Genomic DNA, 18,385 nt, shown 5'->3' with positions numbered 1-18,385 from the left:
TGCGAGAGACACCTTCTTTCGTAAATGTTGCAAATGTTTGTTTTGGCACTTTCATTATACAACACATGGAATCGAGGTGTCTTTCTTTTATGCAAAATCACGAACTTGCTCATTTATAGTGAAAATATCAAAAAAGCTATACAGTTTCTTCTTTCCGGAAATTTTGCGGCAATTCTGGTAGTGATTGTGGCTTCTCTGATGAGCTTACCGGTTCCTTTTGCGCCGGTGCATCTGCTGTTTATCAATCTGCTTACGGATAGCCTTCCGGCCATTGCGCTGGGGCTGGAACCTTACCATCATGATGTGATGGGAGAAAAGCCCAGACCCGTAAAGGAATCCATTCTTACAAAAGATTTCCTGACCCGCATTGGAGTGGAAGGTGGTGTGATCGGTGCTGTGGTGCTGGCTGGATTTGTACTTCTTACAGTGGTACTTACGGTTCCGGCGCTGCATGGATTTTTTGTAGTGCAGACACTTAAAATGGGAGAGCTTCTGACCGTTTATGGATTGTCAGGATTAAGTATGCTGGTGATTCAGGGACTGAAACAGGTGGTGAAGTTCTGACAAAAAACAGAAAATAAAAAATACCGGGGATCGGAATGTCATTGGAAGATGAGACATTCCGATCTCCGGTGTTTTTATCTGGAATTAATACAACTTATTCTTCACTGTCATAGTAGGAGTCATCATAGGAATCGTCGTAAGAAGTATCATCGTAGGAACCATCGTCATAGCTGCTGTCATCATAAGAATCCGAGCCATCATCGGAGGTGTCATCCGAGGATCCGTCTGTGCTGCCGGAATTATTGTCTGCAGAGTTGAAATTTTCGGAATTAATGTCAATTCCTTTGTCCGCATAATATTTTTCTGCTGTGATAGAATCGGTGTCTTCTACGATATTTCCGGATGCATCAATCATATTCAGATCAGTATCAATGGTTACATCCAGAAGATTGGTTCCTGTGGATGGGGTAACATTCATGGACATGATTTCATTGAATTTCTTTTTCAGGTTGTCGAGAGTGAATACACCGGAACCAATGTACTTCTGAACACCGTTCTGAGATGCCAGTTCCTCCGTGTAGTCAGAAAGCATGTACGGCCCAAATTCTCCGGCATCGCTGTTGTAATGCATAACCAGAGGTTCTACAGTTGGTGTCAGGATCTCGATGGAAGTTTTGCCATCTTTTACCGTTTTCTGGATAGTGAATTTTGCCATTCCGCCAAGGAGCTCTTCCAGTTTCTGCTGGGTGGATACGAAATTTCCCAGAGAGTAGAAAACGACAGCTTCATTGCCATTATCATCGGTAAGGCGGCCGTATGGCTGAAGTACATGTGGGTGACCGCCGATGATGACGTTTACACCCTGTTCCATGAGATAGGCTGCCCATTGTTTTTCGTATTCGTTTGGCATAGTTTCGTCTTCGGTGCCCCAGTGTGCTACGAAGATGATGCAGTCAGCCTGCTGTTTGGCTTTCTGGATCATGGTTGTGATCTTGTCCTTGCGGATCATGTCGATCATGTAATCTTTTCCCTCGATTCCGCCTACGTTAGTGCCGTAGGTATAATCCAGAAATGCGATTTTGATACCGTTTACTTCGCGGATTTTTACGGTGTCAGCATCTTCCTGGGAGTCATGGATTCCGAGAAGTGTGACATCTGGATAATTGGTTTTCCAGAAGTTCAGTGTGTCGGTGAGGAAGCCTTCGCCGAAGTCATCAATGTGGTTGTTGGCGGATTCTACTACGTTGAATCCGGCCTTTACGATGGCGTCGCCTACTTCGGTCGGGGTTGCGAAGGAGGGGTAGGAGCTTACGCTGTCGTGGTCGGTTGTGAAGACGGTTTCCTGGTCGATCATTTTGATGTCTGCGTCTTTGATGGCGTCCTGGATGTGGGTGTAGATTTTGTCGTAGTTCCAGTTGCCGTCAGAGGATGCGCCTGCGTCTATGAGGCTCTGGTGGTAGAGGTTGTCGCCGACTGCGATAACGGAGGCTGTGGTGATTTCTCCGGTAGTGGCAGCTGCTTCTTGTTTTTCTTTTATTGCAGCTGCTTTTTTCTGGGCATCAATGGCTGGTTTGCGGATAAGGCGGTAGTCCAGCTGATTGAAGAAAAGTACCAGGATGGCAAGGACAACGATGGATGCTAGAAGGCTTATGCGGGCGTTGCTGCGTTCGCGGAAGTTTAACGGGATGTTGTCCTTGGGGTTGCGTTTGATGGGTCGCCTGGGCTCTTGTAGAGGGGTAGGGGTGGATTCTCTTTTGAGGACTCGTTTGAGGGAGTCGGGGATTTTGATGTTGGGTGAGAATTTCATTTATGGTTTACCTTGTCTTTCTTTGATTTTTTTGAATGTAGTTGTTTTGTGAATGTTCGTTTTATTATTGCGTGGTTGTATTATAGCAGATTTTTTTTTTCGTGGGAAGAGGGTGGTGGGAGGGAACGTACGCCCGTGTTGGGGTTGCTGTCTGGTTTGTGGTTTTGTTGGACGGACGCTGGCAAGGCGTGTGCTGTCCGGCGCCGGGGCTTCGTCGGGGGCTGGCTTCTAAGCCGCTGAAAATCTGCTAAAACCGCTTCAAAAATTCCCGAACTCGCTTCGCTCAAACAGCGAGAATTTTTGAAGCAACGCAGATTTCCACCGACTAAGAATCAGCACCCCTCCTGCAGAGTCGTCGCCAGACAGCACACGCCTTGCCAGCTGGTGTTTCAAGCCGGGAAGTGCTGATGGCTGCCCGGGCAGTGAGGTTCAGAGTGTGAGGGTAGAGTGGCGGGGTGGGAGTTCGGTTTAGAATGTGAGGTTGAGTGGTTTCACGGGAGTTGGATGAGCCGTCAGCGCTGCGCTGGACGGCGTGGAGGAAAGGCTGAGTTTCCTTGTGGTTTAACGGTAGGGGATGAGCCGAGGCGCTTCGCTGTCGGTTTGAAATGAAGTGGGAAGGGTGAGGTGTTGTTGCCTGGTGTGGGGGAGTGGTGTATACTGTAGGAAAAATGGAAGGGAGTGTTTTTGTGGGTGTTTACAGGCGTAAGGCGCAGTATCATGAGACGGATCAGATGGGGATTATCCATCATTCCAATTATGTGAAATGGATGGAAGAGGCCCGGATCGATTTTATGAAAGAGATGGGTTTTGGTTATGGTGAGGTGGAGAAGCGGGGGATCGTTTCTCCGGTTGCGGGGGTTTCGGTTTCTTATAAGAAGCCGGTGCTTTTTGATGATGTGGTGGAGATTTCGGTTTCAGTGAGGAAGTACAGTGGTGCGGTTCTGGAACTGGATTATGAGTTTTTTAATGTGACCAGGGGCGAGGTCTGTACTGTGGCTTCTTCGAAGCATTGTTTTACCAGGGATGGGAAGCTGGTTTCTCTGAAGAGGGAGATTCCGGAACTGGATGTTCTGTTTAGAGATTGTGCGAAGGGAGAGTAAGTTGGATGGAAGTTGTGGAGATGCTTGATAATCTGAAGGAAAAGGCCCGCAGGGACCCGGCGCTTCGGGAGGTTTTGCTGGCTACCCGTAAGGAGAAGGAGCCGCTGGCTGCCTTCTGTAAAAAGTGCCGGGAGCTTGGGGTTCCAGTTTATGAGATGGATCTGATTGCGGCGGGGGAAGAGTTTTATGCGGCTATGAAGCGGAGCACCAATGGTGGCGGGGAGAATTCTCCGATGCTTGAGGGTGAGGATGATTTTTATGAGCTATTTTTTGCGGGGCTGGAGTAAAGAGGTCAAGCGGATATTCGCAATTGAAGCAGGGGACTTACTTGATTTGGTTAAAATTCCGCGTCAATATACTTCTCCAGCACTGGGTACTGTACACCACCGATTTTCAGCACCTGGCTGTGGAATTTTTTGAGGTCAAAATCCTGGCCCAGGCGGTTCTGTTCGGAGGTGCGTAGGTCCAGTATGCTTAAGTAGCCCCAGTAGTATTTCAGATAATTCCCGGGGGTTTCCAGGATATACTGGTAGATCTCGGAGACAACGGTGCTGTCTTCGATTCCAAAGGCTTTCAGGAAGCTGGCTGCTTCGGCCTGGGTCCAGCCGTTGTAGTGGATCTCGATATCCAGAAGGGAGTACATACATAAGTTGATGCTGCGGTTCAGCCAGGAGATCCTGGCAAGTTCTGTGGCAAAAGGATCCTGAATATAATCGGCCGCGTACTGGTAGGCAAAGGGCTCAACATAGGTGGCCCATCCTTCCGCAAAACCGGAGGTGCAGAGGAGATTCCGGATGCCGGAGGGATTCTGGCGTTGGAAGGTGACGGTCTGGTAAAGGTGTCCCGGGAATCCTTCGTGTGCCAGTGTGGTAAAAAGCTCCAGTCCCTGATAATTGGCAGCCGGATTTATGTAGATCACATTAGGTGTTCCGGTATCCATGGGCGGAGTGAGATAAAAGGCAGGACTTAAATAATCTTTCATGGAATCATGGACTGTGCGGAGCTCAAAAGTGACATCTGTAAGGGATGGAAAGTCCGCCTGAATTTTCTGCTGAAGGACGTTTAGCATCTGGGCAGGTTTCATTTCTCTGAAATTGATTCCCCGGTTAAGGGTAGTCAGAAGTTTCGGGTTTTTGCGGAGCATGGTTCCAGCGATTCCAATTTCACTGGAAAGCTGTCTGGAGAGTCTTTTTTCCATTTGTTTTACAGGAACGTAAGACCCGGTCTGGCTCTGGAGAAGATAGAGATAGTAGGCTTTTCCTCCCTTAAAATAAGTCAGGCCACGATTGTTTTTCCCTGTGCCACGCAAAGCTTCCAGTCCGGTCATAAGTTCCTGATAGGCGGGAATGACTTCTGTTTTCATGAGACTTTTGTGGGTCAGGATCAGAGCGTTCTGTTCTGAAACGGAAAGTTTTCCATAATCCGAGAGCTTTTTCTGAAAAATATCCAGCATATAATTGTTGTCCGGATTCTGGATAAAAGCGCTGCATTGTGCCAGAACCCGGTCCAGAGTAGTGTCGCTCATAAAGAAACCAGCTTCGGATTTCTTTTTCTCAAATTTCAGGATACTTTGAAAGTAAGGCCGGATGGTGGTGAGAAGGTTGAGATAATCGGTGATATCTTGATCTTCATAAAAAGCGTATTCCGCCAGAAGTACGGGAAGCTGGGCCTGAATGCCGAGACTTGGGCCAAGTGGTTCCTGGAGAAGATAATTGTCGCCCAGAGATTTTTCCGTATGATAATAGAGGAGCATGGAATCCAGAGTCAGCTGGTTTTCCGTGGAAAGGCGGCTGTAGCGAAAGGATTTCAGCTTTTCTTCGTACTGGCTGCAGATCTGATATGTATTTTTCATGTCGGTCGGGACGGTGCCAAGAGAGGCTTTTTTTCGTGGGATGCCCTGTTTTTCCGGATGTGTCAGGGTATAGTGAAGAGTAAGTGTGCTGCCGGAGACTTCATTTTGAAAAACTTTTCTGGAAAAGGCTTCAAATTTTCCATTTTCCGTGATCCCATGGGCGGAAAAATAGCCGGCAGTGAGGCCTGCAAACAGTGTCAGGACAAGCAGCAAAGTGATAAAAAGAGGAGATTTTTTTCCCCGGATCTTAAAAGGCATAGGAGATCCTTTCAGAAGGATGCTTTGTTCTATCATATTGGAAAATTACGGAATCTATGATATTATGTGAACGGAAATACAGAAAAAAAGCCGATAAATTATGGAGAAATAACATGAGCGATATCTATGATCTTGCAATTTTAGGCGGAGGTCCGGCAGGGATCACGGCAGCGATCTATGCGTCCAGGGCCAGATTAAATACTATATGGATCGACAAAAATTTCGCACCGGGCGGCCAGATCACAGCTACCTATGAGGTGGATAATTATCCGGGAATGCCGGGAATCTCAGGTATGGATCTGGGGGAAGCGTTCGGGGAGCATGCCCGGAAACTGGGGCTGGAACCGCAGCGCGAGAAGATCCTTTCCCTGGAAAATATTTCCGGGGAGATCAAGACGATCCGCACAAAAAAACACGAATACCAGGCAAAAACGCTGATCCTTGCATTTGGAGCTGAGCACAGGAAACTGGATATTCCGGGAGAAGATGACCTTGGCGGCCTTGGAGTTTCCTATTGTGCTACCTGTGACGGAGCTTTTTATAAGGACAGGACTGCAGTGGTAGTGGGCGGCGGAAACGTGGCAGCAGAGGACGCGGTTTTTCTTTCCGGCCTCTGCGAAAAAGTATATCTTGTCCACCGCCGTGATGCGCTTCGGGCGGATAAGGCCATTCAGGAGAAGGTTTTTGCCTGCGAAAATATAGAAATGGTGTGGGACAGTGTTCCACTTGAGATTTTGGGCCAGGAAGAAGTGACAGGTCTTAAGATCCGCAATGTGAAAACAGAGGAAGAACGGGAACTGAAAGCAGACGGCGTTTTTATCGCAGTAGGCATTGTTCCCAGCACGGCACTTGTAAAAGACCAGCTTAAGCTGGATGAAAACGGATATATCTGTGCAGGAGAAGATGGTGTTACCAGCGCACCTGGGGTTTTTGCAGCGGGGGATATTCGTACCAAGGCACTTCGCCAGGTAGTAACTGCTGTTTCAGACGGAGCCAATGCAGTGGCTTCCGCACAGAAATATCTCTGGAGGACAGACAATGGCAACCATTAAGGAAATCGCGCAGAGAGCAGGTGTAAGCACAACAACTGTTTCCAACGTCATACATGGAAAAACAAAAAAAGTATCTCCTGCAAACATTGAGAAGATCGAGAATCTTATCCGGGAAATGGGATATGTCCAGAAAATGGGACTGAGAGTTCTCAATAAGGAGAAATCTCAGCTGATCGCAGTTGTGATCAATTATCATAAAGACTTCAAGGATTCCGTTATCGGAGATCCTTTTTACGGAAAGATCATCGGTTTTATTGAGAAATACGTGCAGGAACTTGGCTACTATCTGATGCTCTATTCTGCAAAAGATACGGACAAGATCTTTCAGATGGTCATGGGCTGGGATGTGGACGGCGTCATTGCCATCTCTTTCAGCAAAAGTAACTGCGAAAAAATCTATCAGCTGATCAACAAGCCTATCGTTTCCATTGATGCCTACGGCGAGCTTGACGCAGGCCAGGAAAACCATGTCCTGAATATTGGACTGGACGATGAGAGCGGTGGCTACCTTATGACAAAATATCTCCTGGAATGCGGCTATGAGCATATCCAGGTCTGTGCAGGCCGTGACAATGGCGTGGATCATTTCCGTTACATGGGTGCCCAGCGCGCAGCGAAAGAATTTGCAGGAAAAAAGCAGAAGGTGCAGTTTACCGCTCTTGGAATGAACTACGCCAAACGAAAAGAAAGCTATGCGTGGCTGATCCAGCGGAAAAAACCGAAGACTGCCTTGTTTTTCCTGTCAGATCTTTATGCGCTGGAAGCGATCAGCTTTTTCAGCAGCCGTGGAGTAAAGATCCCGGAGGAGATTGGAATTGCGGGATACGATAATATCAGCTATGCGGAATTTTCCGTGCCAAGGCTGACCACGATCAGCCAGAATGTGGAGCAGAAAGCTTCCCTTGCCGTGGAGATCCTGATGGAGCGGATCAACGGTGTGGAGAAAGAGCGGGAGAATGAGATCGAGCTTCCGGTTACACTGATACCGCGGAAGTCGGTACAGCCGCAGGAAGAGGAAAAGTAAGGAATTACACAGTAAAAGTACAGAGAATCTGAAATATAAAGATGTCAAAAGCCGAAATATACGGGAACTGTCAGTATCTGACAGCCAGAGTATTTTCGGCTTTTTTGGTAAAATTATCTATGTGAAACCTGCACAAAACCATAATTTCGAACTTGTCACAATAATAGGTTATGTACATAACCTATTTACACAACCTATCTTTGATGTTATAGTGTGAACATAAAGGTTATGTACATAACCAAAGGGAAAGAGTACAGAAGGAGTGAATACCAGATGAAACAGATTCTGATCGCCACACATGGAAAAATGGCCTCCGGTATCCGTTACACAGCAGAGCTGATCGTTGGAAAAATGGCCGAGATCACAACCATCGACGCTTATGTAACACCGGAAGACAATGTGGAGAAAAAGTTTGAAGAATATTTCGCACAGCATGAAAACGACAGGATTTTCGTTTTCACAGACCTGATGGGAGGAAGTGTAAACCAGAAACTTCTGGGATACAGCCAGAAAGAAAATGTTACGCTGATCACAGGAACCAACCTTCCAGTTTTGATGCAGGTAATGATGGCAGATGACGATGTAACAGAGGAAGAGATCCAGGAGTTCATCGATGACGCAAGGGAAGAACTTCAGGTGGTGGATCTGGGTGGGGAGAAAAAATCTTCGGCAAAAGAAAATGTTGCACCAGCTGCAGAGAAATCCGCACCGAAAAAAGAACCAGTCCCACAGTCCTACGACAATTCCACAGCAAAGATCACCGCACTTCGTGTAGATGACCGTCTGATCCACGGACAGGTTGCCATGACCTGGACCAAGCAGCTGGCAGTACAGGGAATCGTGGTAGCCAATGATGAGGCAGCCAACGACAATACCCAGAAAATGGCGCTGAAAATGGCAGTACCTGGCGGAATCAAATCCCTGATCAAACCGGTGGACGAAGCCATCCGTATCTTAAATAACCCGAAAGCATCCAAGATGCGTATCCTGGTTCTCACAAGAACCGTAAAAGATGCACTGAAAGTAAGACAGAGCGTTGGCGAGATCGGATTCCTCAATGTAGGAAATACCGGACGTTTCGATGGAATCGATGTTTCCGAGAAACTTGTCCTGACACCGACCATCATGCTGACAAAAGCAGAGCAGCAGGCGCTTAAGAGTCTGGTTGCCCTTGACCCGAAGACCTGTATGCAGCAGGTACCGAATGATGAGCAGAAGCTTGTGAAGGATGTGCTTGATAAATTAAACTGATGCATATAAAAAAGAATAAACGTAATGGTTATCGGAATGCAGATCGTGGAATGTGAATATCCACGGAATAAGTAAAACGTAACAAAAAAGGGAGGAAAGAAAAAATGTTAAACGCATTTCTTGTAGCACTTGCCGTATTCATCTGTGTCGGCGGTGCAGAGCTGATCGGATTTACCATGCTGAACCGTCCGATCGTCATCGGACCGCTGGTAGGTCTGTTCCTTGGAGATCTTCACACAGGAGTGATCATCGGAGCTTCACTGGAAGCCGTATTCATGGGAGTTGTAAATATCGGCGGTGCTTCCGCGGCAGAACCCGGAATCGCCACAGCCGTAGGAACTGCTTTTGCCATCATGCTTGGCAAAGGTTCTGAGGTAGCTCTTACACTGGCACTTCCAATTGGTATCCTTGGTCTTCAGATCAAGACCGTTCTCTACATCTTTATTGTAGGTATGTTTGCAAAAACCTTCGACCGTCTGGCAGCAGAGGGCAAGGAGAAACAGATCATCGCCCTTCATTACGGACTCTGGGCTGTAAACTGGTTCCTGTATTCCCTGTTCGCATTCTTCGGAATCCTGTTCGGATCTGACGCAGTCAGCGCACTTCTGGATGCCATCCCGGATGTTGTTATGAATGGTCTGACAGTCTGCGGCGGACTTCTTCCGGCAGTAGGTATGGCGATGCTGATGAAAATGCTTTGGGACAACAAGATCTGCATGTTCTACTTCCTGGGATTTGTCCTTGCAGCATACTTAAACCTTCCGCTGATCGCCCTTGCCGTGATCGGTGTGATCATTGCAATTTCCATTGGTATGAACGATTACAAGCTGAACCAGCTTGCGGCACAGAGAGTGGCAGCTTCACCGGCCGGTGGTTCTGACGAATATCTTGACGAAGAAGAGGAGGAATTTTTCTCATGAGTAATTTAACGAAATCCATTCCTGCAGATGAAAGAAAAATGCTGAGAAAAGCGTTCTGGCGTTCCTTTACTCTGTATGCGGCAGTAAGCCCGGCAAAACAGGGAGCTTCCGGTTTCTGCTATTCCCTGATGCCGTTTATCAACAAATTTTACAAAAACGATGAGGAAGGCAAAAAAGCTGCCCTCACAAGAAGCATGTCCTATTTTAATACAACCATCACCTGTTCTACTTTTATCATGGGTCTTGTAGCATCCATGGAGAAGAAAAACAGCGAGCAGAAGGATTTTGACGCAAGCTCCATCAACGCAGTGAAATCCTCACTGATGGGACCTCTGGCAGGTATCGGTGATTCCATTTTCTGGGGCGTTCTCCGTGTAATTGCAGCCGGAATCGCAGTGGGACTTGGTGCATCCGGAAACATCCTGGCACCAATCGTGTTCCTGCTTCTTTTCAACATTCCGTCTATTCTTGTGAAATATTACGGAACATTTTTGGGATACAAACTTGGTTCCGAATACATCCAGAAGGTTTATGCAAGCGGTCTTATGAACATCCTGACAAAGGCTGCCAGCATTGTTGGTCTGATCATGGTCGGCGGTATGACTGCCAGCATGGTAACCTTTAACTCCACTTATGAACTCACCATGAAGGGTGAATCGGTTCTGAATCTTCAGAACATGCTGGATCAGATCTTTATCGGGATCGTTCCTCTTGGACTGACTCTTCTGTGTTACTATCTGCTGAAAAAGAAAAATATCAGCATCACGGTTCTGATCATTGGTGTTATCATCCTGAGTATCCTTCTCTCTCTTCTCGGAATTGCATAAGCCTTAAAGATAAGGATAAAATCAGAACTGCAAAAAGGCGGGCCCGATCGGTCCGCCTATAAAAAAGCCAAAAATAACGAAGGAGACACAGAAAAATGAAAAATTGGTGGAAAAATTCCGTTGTATATCAGATTTATCCAAGAAGCTTTAAGGACTCCAACGGAGACGGCTTCGGCGATCTCCAGGGTATTATTGAAAAACTCCCCTACCTTCAGAACCTTGGAATTGATGTAATCTGGCTCAGCCCTGTTTTTGACTCCCCACAGGACGATAACGGTTACGATATCAGTGATTACCGAAAGATCTATGCAGGTTTCGGAAGCAACGAGGACATGGATGAGCTGATCAAAAAAGCTCACGAACATGGCATCAAGATCGTTCTGGATCTTGTTGTTAACCACACTTCCGATGAGCATGCATGGTTCGTGGAAAGCCGAAGATCAAAAGATAACAAATACAGTGATTATTACATCTGGAAAGACCCGAAAGCAGATGGCAGTGAGCCAAACAACTGGGGTTCCAGCTTCTGCGGAAGTGCCTGGGAATACGACGAAGAGCGTGGCCAGTATTACCTTCATTTCTACAGCAAAAAACAGCCGGACCTCAACTGGGAAAATAAAACTGTCCGTAAGGAAATCTATGATCTGATGAAATTCTGGATGGATAAAGGAGCTGACGGATGGCGTATGGACGTGATCGCATCCATCTCCAAAGACCAGTCCTTCCCGGATTACCCGAAGACTGATGACCGTAAGTATTACACAGGAAAATATCACAGCAACGGACCGAGACTTCACGAGTTTATCCATGAGATGAACCAGGAAGTACTTTCCAAATATGACTGCATGACAGTGGGTGAGGCACCAGGTTCCACACCGGAGGTTGCAAGACTTTTTACAGATCCGGTGCGTGAAGAGCTGAACATGATCTTCACATTTGAGCATATGAACATCGACCGTATCCCAGGTTCTGTAAACCGCAAGTGGGCGCTGAAACCTTTTGATCTCCGCGAGTTGAAACGTGTGATGACCGATTGGCAGAACAAGCTTTATGGTAAAGGCTGGAATGCTCTGTACTTCGAAAACCATGACCAGCCACGTGTGATCTCCAGATGGGGAAATGACACCACTTACCGTGAGGAATGTGCAAAAGCTTATGCTACTGTTCTCCATGGCATGCAGGGAACTCCTTATGTATATCAGGGCGAGGAAATCGGTATGACAAATGTACAGTTCCCGCTGGATGAGTACGAGGATATCGAGGTACGTAATGCGTACCAGGATCTTGTTATTAAGAACAAAACCATCTCTGAAGATGATTTCCGCAAGGCTGTATGGAACAAGAGCCGTGACAATGCCAGAGTTCCGATGCAGTGGGATGACAGTGAGAACGCAGGCTTTACAAACGGTAAGCCATGGTTCCGCCTTTCTGACCGCTATCAGGAGATCAATGTAAAAAAAGCTCTGGAAAAAAATGATTCCGTGTTTTATTATTATAAAGATCTGATCCGCCTGCGTCATGAGGAAGAACTTCTCACAGAAGGCGACTATCAGCTTCTTCTTCCGGAAGACGAGAAGGTCTTTGCATACCTGCGAACTTCCGACAAAGAGCAGTGGATCGTGGTGGCAAACCTTTCTGAGGATACAGTAAGTACAGAAAGTCTTGCGGGATATGTGTCCAATAAAGCGGACATCAAAATCGCAAACTATAAAGACAGAACAGGAATCAAAGAGGATTTAAGACCATACGAGGCGTTTATGATGAGGATCCGGTAATTCCTGTACGGGAGGATTTATGGAGAAATACATCATTGCAGTGGATATGGACGGAACGCTTCTGAACAGTGTCAATAAGATTTCCGAGAGAACAAGAAATGTTTTGCAGAAGCTGATCGATGACGGACATTATGTAGTACCGGCAACAGGAAGAACCAGAGAACTGATCCCCCAGGAATTTTCCGTGCTTGAGGGAGTGAAATGGGGAATTGTGGAAAATGGCTGCGTTGTCTGGGACTACGATAAAAATGAGATGATCTGGCGGAAAACCATGCCAAAAGGAATGGTAAGCAAAATCCTGAAAGACGTGGAGAACAGTGGCGTAAAGGGCTGGATCGCAGAGGCATACGCAAACGGAATCGCCTATTCCGATGCAGATGCCAGGGATTACGTTGCATCTGTAGCGGACAAAGATCTGATGGAAAAAACTTTTGTAGATTATTTCCTCAGCAGGCATGAATATGTAAAGGATTTTTATCATCAGGAAGAACTTCTGAACCAGGCAGAGAAGATCAATATTTATTTCGATGACCGGGAAGCCAGCAGGGCACTTCGCGAGAAATGGAAAGATCTGGATGATGTGGCAGTGACCACATCTATCAGCGGCAACGCAGAGTTCAATGCCGCAGGCGTGGACAAAGGTGTAGGCCTTGCCATGCTCCGCACAAAACTTGGCATTGACCGGATGCATGTGATCGCTTTCGGAGACAACGAGAACGATCTGGAAATGCTGGAGGGCGCAGGCATCGGTGTTGCCATGGGCAATTCCAAACAGTATGTAAAGGATGCAGCTAATGAGGTGACCGGAGATAACGATCATGATGGTGTGGCGGAATTTCTGGAGAGGTTTTTCGGGCTGTAAGCTGTGGTTGATCGTGATCGTTGATATAAGGGACAGGGAAATGTATTTTTCTCTGTCTTTTTTATTTGCATTTTTGGTGATATAAGGTATGATAAACGAAGAGGATGCGGGGATTGCTGGTTTTGACCGGTAGTTACCGGTGAAAATTATTTGAGGAGATCAGGAGGATATTTTTTAATGAAAAATTTGATACCGAAGCGTGTGATGGAGTATATCATTATCACATTTGCTGTTGTTCTGATGGATGTGGGAATTTATGTGTTTAAGTTTCCGAATAATTTTTCCTTTGGTGGTGTTTCGGGTATGGCGGTTGTATTTTCGCATTTTATTCCGATGACGTCTGCTCAGATCAACTTGGTGATTAATCTTATTTTGCTGGTGATTGGGTTTATTATTCTTGGACGGGATTTTGGAGTGAAGACGGCTTATGTTACGGTTGTTTCTTCTTTGCTTCTGAATGTGTTTGAGAAGGTTTTTCCAATGGAGAAGGCTCTGACCGGGAATATTATGCTGGAGCTTTGTTTTGCGATTATTCTGCCGGCACTGGCTGCGGCGTTGTTGTTTTTTGAGAATGCTTCGGGTGGCGGTACGGATATTGTGGCGATGATTATTAAGAAGTATTCGACTATGAATATTTCGGGTGCACTGTTTTTGGTGGATTGTGCGATTGTTGTTGTTTCGTTTATGGTGTTTGATCTTACTACGGGGCTTTGTTCTGTGCTGGGGCTTATGGCTAAGACGTTGTTGATTGATAAGTCGATTGAAAGGATGAAGCTGAATAAGTATTTTACGATTATTTCCAGTAAGCCGGATGAGATTTGTGAGTTTATTATGAATGAGCTGAACCGGAGTGCTACGGTTTATCATGGGGAGGGCGTTTATACGCATAAGGATAAGAAGATTATTCTGACGGTTGTTGATGTGGGACAGGCGGTGTTGCTGCAGAGGTTTATTGATGAGGTGGATCCTCATGCGTTTTTGATGGTTACTAAGAGTAGTGAGGTTGTTGGTAAAGGGTTTATGAGCTATATCTGATTATATTTTTATATTTGATTGACGGAAGTTGGGAGAGTGTTCCTTGTGGCCTGGGTATGGGCTGCAGGGGATGCTCTTTTTTGTACGGGGTGGGTTGCAGATCGAAGTGCGGATTGACGGACGACGGACGCCAGGGAGACGGGTGCTGGTTTGCTCCGGGCTTCGTCGGGGGCAGCCAAGAATCAGCTCCCCTCCTGCAGAGTCGTAGCAAACCAGCCCCCGTCTCCCTGGCTGTTCGATTCCGGGCGGGAGGTAGTGGTGGCTGTGTGGGGCTTTTGGTGGAAGTGAGAGGGTGATGAGTGCTAGGGGGGAGTGGATTCCTGGGAGTTGGATGAGCCATCAGCGCTTCGCTGGATGGCTGGGAGGAAAGGCTGAGTTTCCTGGTGTCTGACGGTAGGGATGGGGTGTTGGCGTTGCGTTGGATGGCGGATTTAGTGTGTGAAGGTTTTGTGAAAGGGTTTGACAGGTGTAAGTTTTTATGGTAGGATACACACTTGTGTAACAAATTTAACAGAATTGTAACAAATGAACGAGTGATGAGCGTGGCGAAATGGATTGTGTATGTCTGACTGAATGAGTGTATGTGTTGCTGCGTGGTTTTCTGAGAGGAGTTTTTATTTTTATGTTTTATAAGAAATTTGCTGCTGTTGTTCTGAGTGCTGTTGTTCTGAGTGCTGTTCTTGTGGGGGCGGTTCCATGTTCTGTTCTGGGTGCTTCGGATGTCAGTTCTGTGACGGATGGAGTGGTGGAGGAGCTTTCCATGGAGGATGATTTCTCGGACGGAGCGGATTCTATTTCTGCTTTGGCTAGTGCTCTGGCTGATAAGACGGTTTCTGAGGTGCAGGATTATCAGGAGGCGAAGGCTGAAGCTGAGGTGATTGCACAGGAGAGGCTTGAGGCGGAGGCGGCTGCTGAGGCTGCCCGTAAAGCGGAAGAGGAGTGTAAGGCTGCTGAGGAGGCTGCGCGTAAGGCTGAGGAAGAGCGGTTGGCGAAGCGGCAGGAGATTGTGGATTTTGCATTGCAGTTTGTGGGAAATCCTTATGTTTATGGGGGGACGAGTCTGACTAATGGGGCGGATTGTTCAGGGTTTGTAATGTCTGTGTTTGCACAGTTTGGGTATGAATTGCCTCGTGTTGCGGCGGCTCAGTGTGCGGCTTCCGAGAAGAAGGATGTTGCGGATATTGAAGTTGGCGATCTGGTTTTTTATGGTGATGGTGGGATTGACCATGTGGCTCTTTATATTGGTGATGGCAAGATCGTTCACGCCAGTACAGCAGCTACGGGTATCAAGGTTTCCGACTATAATTACCGGGCTCCGGCTGCAGTTGGTACGTTTGTGGAATAGAGAATAAGTGACAGATAAGAAAAGACTTCGGTTTTGCCTGTGTTGAGACGGGTGGAACCGAAGCCTTTTTTTGTTATGCTTTTTTCAGGGTTTTTCGGTAAACTGTGACAGATACTGCGGCAGTAAATACCTCTGTGAGCCAGAAGGCGTTCCATACGCCTGTGGGGCCCAGAAAGCGGGATAAAAGCCAGGCTACGGGCATGATAACGATAACGTAGCGGAAAAGGGAGATCACGAGGGATTGTGTGCCTTTTCCAAGACCTTCCATGGCGCCGGAGGTAGTAACAGAGATTGCGGAAACAAGGAAACCTGCGCTGATGATCCTGAGAGCTTTGGAACCTGCGGCGATGGTTTCCGGGGTGGTGGTGAAAAGGTTCATAAGCTGTGTGGAGGCCAGGAGGCAGATGATTGTTCCAAGAAGCATGATCACGCAGCTGGATTCCAGTGTCAGCCGGAAGATTTTTTTCACCCGTTTCATTTCCCGGGCACCGAAGTTATAGCCGATCAGCGGACGCATTCCCTGAATGATACCATTGGCCGGAAGGTACAGGAAAGTCTGCAGTTTATAATAAATGCCAAGGATTACCACATAACTGTCTGAATAGGCGGCCAGTACAGAATTCAGAAAGGAGATCAGGAACGATGGCAGTGCCAGGTTCAGAATCGCAGGAATACCGATGGCATACAGGCTGAGATCCGTTTCTTTGCTTGCTTTCAGAGCTTTTGGCGTTACGCGTACCGGAATAGGCTTCAGGATATAAAAGGTCATATACACCACAATGGTGAGCACCTGACCGATGCCGGTGGCCAGAGCCGCACCACGGATTCCCATTTTCGGGAAAAATCCGATTCCCCAGATCAGGAACGGGTCCAGGATAATGTTACTGATACATCCCACCAGCAGTGCGATCATAGATACTTTCATTCTTCCTACAGCCTGGAAAAGTTTTTCAAAGAAAAGGCTGATGGTAATTACTGTGGAAAACAGGAAAACGATGGTGGAATATTCCAGTCCCATCCGGATTACGGTTTCATCCTGCGTGTACATCCGAAGGAATGCGGGCATAACGGCAATGCTGATTACGGTCATCAGGATACCGTGGATTACAGACAGGAGAAAACCGTGGGTTGCGGCTGTGTCTGCCATTTTTTTGTCTCCTGCACCAAGGTGGTAGGAGACTCTAGCGTTGATTCCGATTCCAAAGCCGATGGCAACGGCGTTGATCATGTTCTGAACCGGATAGACCAGGGAAAGGGCAGCCATGGCCTGTTCACTGATCTGCGCTACAAAGAAACTGTCCACAATGTTGTACAGCGAGTTTACAAGCATGGAAAAGACCATAGGCAGAGCCATGGATGCCAACAGCGGACCTACAGGTTTTTCCTTCATAAATGTGTCGTTCATGAAAAATCCTCCTTTATATCGGAATCGTATGGATATCAAGTGTGGGAAACAGAGCGTGCTTTTTTACACAATAAAAGCCACACAACCTGTCCCTTCTGAATGGGGCAGGTTGTGTGGCGAAAAAAGTCGGAACTGAAAAATCCACACGTTGTTTTAGTGCCTTCACCTTAACAAAAAATGAGCTGGATGTCAATAGACATACGGTTTAAGAATATCTGCCTGACTGCGGGCAATTGCGGGCATAATCGGGCTGAAAAATACCATTCTGGCAATATGCACAAAACCTGTCGAATCATGGTGGATAAGTGAAAAACTTTCCAAAAAGTTTTCCACATGACAAAAATCCGCAAATCCGCTAATAATCAAGTTATACACAAAATTATCCACATTATCCACAAGGATAACAATGTGGATGACCTGATTTACATAAATAAAATGAAACGTATGTTTTGTGTAAAATGATAAATCTGTAAAAAACGTTAAAAATATTTTTAAAACTATTGACATTTTTAAATTCTAAATATCATAGAATATTTTGCAAAAAAGACATAATTCAAAAGAATAAAAATGAATAATCAGAAAACAATAAATAAATTCTTGTAAAACTAATCTATTCAAAAGGAACACTATCAGATGTATGGAAATGTGAGCAAAAAAAGAACAGTGCCCGGATAAAACGGGCACTGTAACGTGTTGAAAAGTCATTTTCAGGTGTGGATAAGTGTGGATAAATCTGCTTATCCTCCCTGTTTCATACGTTTGATCACCTTCAGACGGGTAAACTCTTCACGCTCTTTTTCTTCCAGGGCATTGGTAATATCCCTGGTGAGAGTTTCATATCTGGGGATGGTGATGTTTTTCAGGGCGTTGGCACGCTTCTGTGTTTTTTTGATGTTGGTGGCAAGACGGATGGCTGCGTTTTCGATCATGGAGAGCTGAATGGACAGCTCTTTTACACGCTCGAAGGCTGCCTTGGCCTCGTCCAGAGACAGCTTGGTGCTGTAGTAGGCGTAGGTCGGTGTATTGCCGGCTTTTTTATCGTATTCCACAAGCGGGATCTCGGTTCCCATGACACTCCTGGTTTTGATCCGGATGGAATTTTCCACAGGAACGGTATGGGAGATCTGATCTACAAAAGCGATTCCGATCTCCATGTTTGCTTTCTGCAAAGCAGCGTAGGCGGTGCGGAAAGTCTCATCAATCTGGGCCTGGATATCCTTTGCCTGGTCGATCAGCTCCATCATTTCACGGATCAGGATATTACGCTTTTTGTCCATAAGCTCATAGCCCTGTCTGGAAAGAGCCAGAGAATTTTTTGCAAGTATGAGATTTCCTTTGGTGGGAAAGGTATTCGGATCCATAAAATCA

15 protein-coding genes and 1 pseudogene are annotated in these 18,385 nt (G+C 46.6%); 12 read left to right on the top strand and 4 right to left on the bottom strand.

Going from position 1 to position 18,385, the window contains the following annotated elements:
• Positions 1-120 precede the first annotated feature (120 nt).
• A pseudogene (locus KQI39_RS03355) lies at positions 121-564 on the top strand (cation transporting ATPase C-terminal domain-containing protein); the annotation flags it as partial.
• A gap of 94 nt (positions 565-658) precedes the next feature.
• Here KQI39_RS03355 and KQI39_RS03350 read toward each other — a convergent pair.
• A complete protein-coding gene (locus KQI39_RS03350) occupies positions 659-2,311 on the bottom strand; it encodes a CapA family protein (protein ID WP_253293045.1) in 1,653 nt (550 codons plus the stop codon).
• 686 nt (positions 2,312-2,997) lie between these two features.
• Between KQI39_RS03350 and KQI39_RS03345 the strand changes: the two genes are divergently transcribed.
• Together KQI39_RS03345 and KQI39_RS03340 are read left to right on the top strand one after the other, a co-directional pair.
• Positions 2,998-3,411, top strand: coding sequence for an acyl-CoA thioesterase (locus tag KQI39_RS03345; protein WP_330653925.1), 414 nt, complete (start codon positions 2,998-3,000; stop codon positions 3,409-3,411).
• A 5-nt stretch (positions 3,412-3,416) separates the two neighbouring features.
• A complete protein-coding gene (locus tag KQI39_RS03340) occupies positions 3,417-3,698 on the top strand; it encodes a hypothetical protein (protein ID WP_021976992.1) in 282 nt (93 codons plus the stop codon).
• A 50-nt stretch (positions 3,699-3,748) separates the two neighbouring features.
• Here KQI39_RS03340 and KQI39_RS03335 read toward each other — a convergent pair whose 3' ends face one another.
• Entirely contained in the window at positions 3,749-5,521 is a 1,773-nt protein-coding gene (locus tag KQI39_RS03335) for a DUF885 domain-containing protein (protein WP_253293044.1), read from the bottom strand.
• A gap of 113 nt (positions 5,522-5,634) precedes the next feature.
• On the opposite strand from KQI39_RS03335, the gene trxB reads away from it, so the two are divergent.
• The 9 genes from trxB to KQI39_RS03290 all read left to right on the top strand — a co-directional run bounded on the left by trxB (position 5,635) and on the right by KQI39_RS03290 (position 15,612).
• Positions 5,635-6,573, top strand: coding sequence for a thioredoxin-disulfide reductase (gene trxB / locus KQI39_RS03330; protein ID WP_173762224.1), 939 nt, complete (start codon positions 5,635-5,637; stop codon positions 6,571-6,573).
• The gene (locus KQI39_RS03325; RefSeq protein WP_216416454.1) at positions 6,560-7,597 is read left to right on the top strand and encodes a LacI family DNA-binding transcriptional regulator; all 1,038 of its coding nucleotides are present in this window, start codon (positions 6,560-6,562) and stop codon (positions 7,595-7,597) included. The genes trxB and KQI39_RS03325 overlap by 14 nt, the downstream gene beginning before the upstream one ends.
• A 273-nt stretch (positions 7,598-7,870) precedes the next feature.
• Complete coding sequence (locus tag KQI39_RS03320; protein WP_216416452.1) at positions 7,871-8,848, top strand: PTS mannose/fructose/sorbose transporter subunit IIAB; 978 nt, start codon at positions 7,871-7,873, stop codon at positions 8,846-8,848.
• A 104-nt stretch (positions 8,849-8,952) separates the two neighbouring features.
• Positions 8,953-9,768: a PTS mannose/fructose/sorbose/N-acetylgalactosamine transporter subunit IIC gene (locus KQI39_RS03315; protein ID WP_216416450.1), complete on the top strand. Its 816-nt coding sequence runs from the start codon at positions 8,953-8,955 to the stop codon at positions 9,766-9,768.
• The gene (locus KQI39_RS03310; protein WP_216416447.1) at positions 9,765-10,595 is read left to right on the top strand and encodes a PTS system mannose/fructose/sorbose family transporter subunit IID; all 831 of its coding nucleotides are present in this window, start codon (positions 9,765-9,767) and stop codon (positions 10,593-10,595) included. The genes KQI39_RS03315 and KQI39_RS03310 overlap by 4 nt, the downstream gene beginning before the upstream one ends.
• Positions 10,596-10,690: 95 nt before the next feature.
• Positions 10,691-12,370, top strand: coding sequence for a glycoside hydrolase family 13 protein (locus KQI39_RS03305; protein WP_216416444.1), 1,680 nt, complete (start codon positions 10,691-10,693; stop codon positions 12,368-12,370).
• A 19-nt stretch (positions 12,371-12,389) separates the two neighbouring features.
• Positions 12,390-13,232 carry a Cof-type HAD-IIB family hydrolase gene (locus KQI39_RS03300; RefSeq protein ID WP_216416441.1) on the top strand — a complete coding sequence of 281 codons (843 nt, stop codon included), beginning with the start codon at positions 12,390-12,392 and terminating at the stop codon, positions 13,230-13,232.
• A 177-nt stretch (positions 13,233-13,409) separates the two neighbouring features.
• The gene (locus tag KQI39_RS03295; protein WP_216416439.1) at positions 13,410-14,267 is read left to right on the top strand and encodes a YitT family protein; all 858 of its coding nucleotides are present in this window, start codon (positions 13,410-13,412) and stop codon (positions 14,265-14,267) included.
• Between the two features lie 622 nt (positions 14,268-14,889).
• Positions 14,890-15,612: a C40 family peptidase gene (locus tag KQI39_RS03290; RefSeq protein ID WP_216416436.1), complete on the top strand. Its 723-nt coding sequence runs from the start codon at positions 14,890-14,892 to the stop codon at positions 15,610-15,612.
• Between the two features lie 73 nt (positions 15,613-15,685).
• Here KQI39_RS03290 and KQI39_RS03285 read toward each other — a convergent pair whose 3' ends face one another.
• Both KQI39_RS03285 and KQI39_RS03280 read right to left on the bottom strand, forming a co-directional pair.
• Positions 15,686-17,017 (bottom strand): MATE family efflux transporter, encoded by a 1,332-nt coding sequence (locus KQI39_RS03285; RefSeq protein WP_216416433.1) that lies wholly within the window; start codon positions 17,015-17,017, stop codon positions 15,686-15,688.
• 737 nt (positions 17,018-17,754) lie between these two features.
• The gene (locus tag KQI39_RS03280) at positions 17,755-18,378 is read right to left on the bottom strand and encodes a V-type ATP synthase subunit D (RefSeq protein ID WP_173762233.1); all 624 of its coding nucleotides are present in this window, start codon (positions 18,376-18,378) and stop codon (positions 17,755-17,757) included.
• Positions 18,379-18,385: the final 7 nt, after the last annotated feature.

It is taken from the genome of Blautia sp. MSJ-36, from assembly GCF_018917985.1.
GTDB lineage: Bacteria > Bacillota > Clostridia > Lachnospirales > Lachnospiraceae > Blautia_A.
This window is presented reverse-complemented; position numbering and strand designations above follow the sequence as displayed.

Bases quoted from the DNA above. Each gene is read 5' to 3' on its own strand.
- KQI39_RS03350 (WP_253293045.1), bottom strand. From the start codon at position 2,311: ATGAAATTCTCACCCAACATCAAAATCCCCGACTCCCTCAAACGAGTC.
- KQI39_RS03340 (WP_021976992.1), top strand. From the start codon at position 3,417: ATGGAAGTTGTGGAGATGCTTGATAATCTGAAGGAAAAGGCCCGCAGG.
- KQI39_RS03335 (WP_253293044.1), bottom strand. From the start codon at position 5,521: ATGCCTTTTAAGATCCGGGGAAAAAAATCTCCTCTTTTTATCACTTTG.
- trxB (WP_173762224.1), top strand. From the start codon at position 5,635: ATGAGCGATATCTATGATCTTGCAATTTTAGGCGGAGGTCCGGCAGGG.
- KQI39_RS03325 (WP_216416454.1), top strand. From the start codon at position 6,560: ATGGCAACCATTAAGGAAATCGCGCAGAGAGCAGGTGTAAGCACAACA.
- KQI39_RS03320 (WP_216416452.1), top strand. From the start codon at position 7,871: ATGAAACAGATTCTGATCGCCACACATGGAAAAATGGCCTCCGGTATC.
- KQI39_RS03315 (WP_216416450.1), top strand. From the start codon at position 8,953: ATGTTAAACGCATTTCTTGTAGCACTTGCCGTATTCATCTGTGTCGGC.
- KQI39_RS03310 (WP_216416447.1), top strand. From the start codon at position 9,765: ATGAGTAATTTAACGAAATCCATTCCTGCAGATGAAAGAAAAATGCTG.
- KQI39_RS03305 (WP_216416444.1), top strand. From the start codon at position 10,691: ATGAAAAATTGGTGGAAAAATTCCGTTGTATATCAGATTTATCCAAGA.
- KQI39_RS03300 (WP_216416441.1), top strand. From the start codon at position 12,390: ATGGAGAAATACATCATTGCAGTGGATATGGACGGAACGCTTCTGAAC.
- KQI39_RS03295 (WP_216416439.1), top strand. From the start codon at position 13,410: ATGAAAAATTTGATACCGAAGCGTGTGATGGAGTATATCATTATCACA.
- KQI39_RS03290 (WP_216416436.1), top strand. From the start codon at position 14,890: ATGTTTTATAAGAAATTTGCTGCTGTTGTTCTGAGTGCTGTTGTTCTG.
- KQI39_RS03285 (WP_216416433.1), bottom strand. From the start codon at position 17,017: ATGAACGACACATTTATGAAGGAAAAACCTGTAGGTCCGCTGTTGGCA.
- KQI39_RS03280 (WP_173762233.1), bottom strand. From the start codon at position 18,378: ATGGATCCGAATACCTTTCCCACCAAAGGAAATCTCATACTTGCAAAA.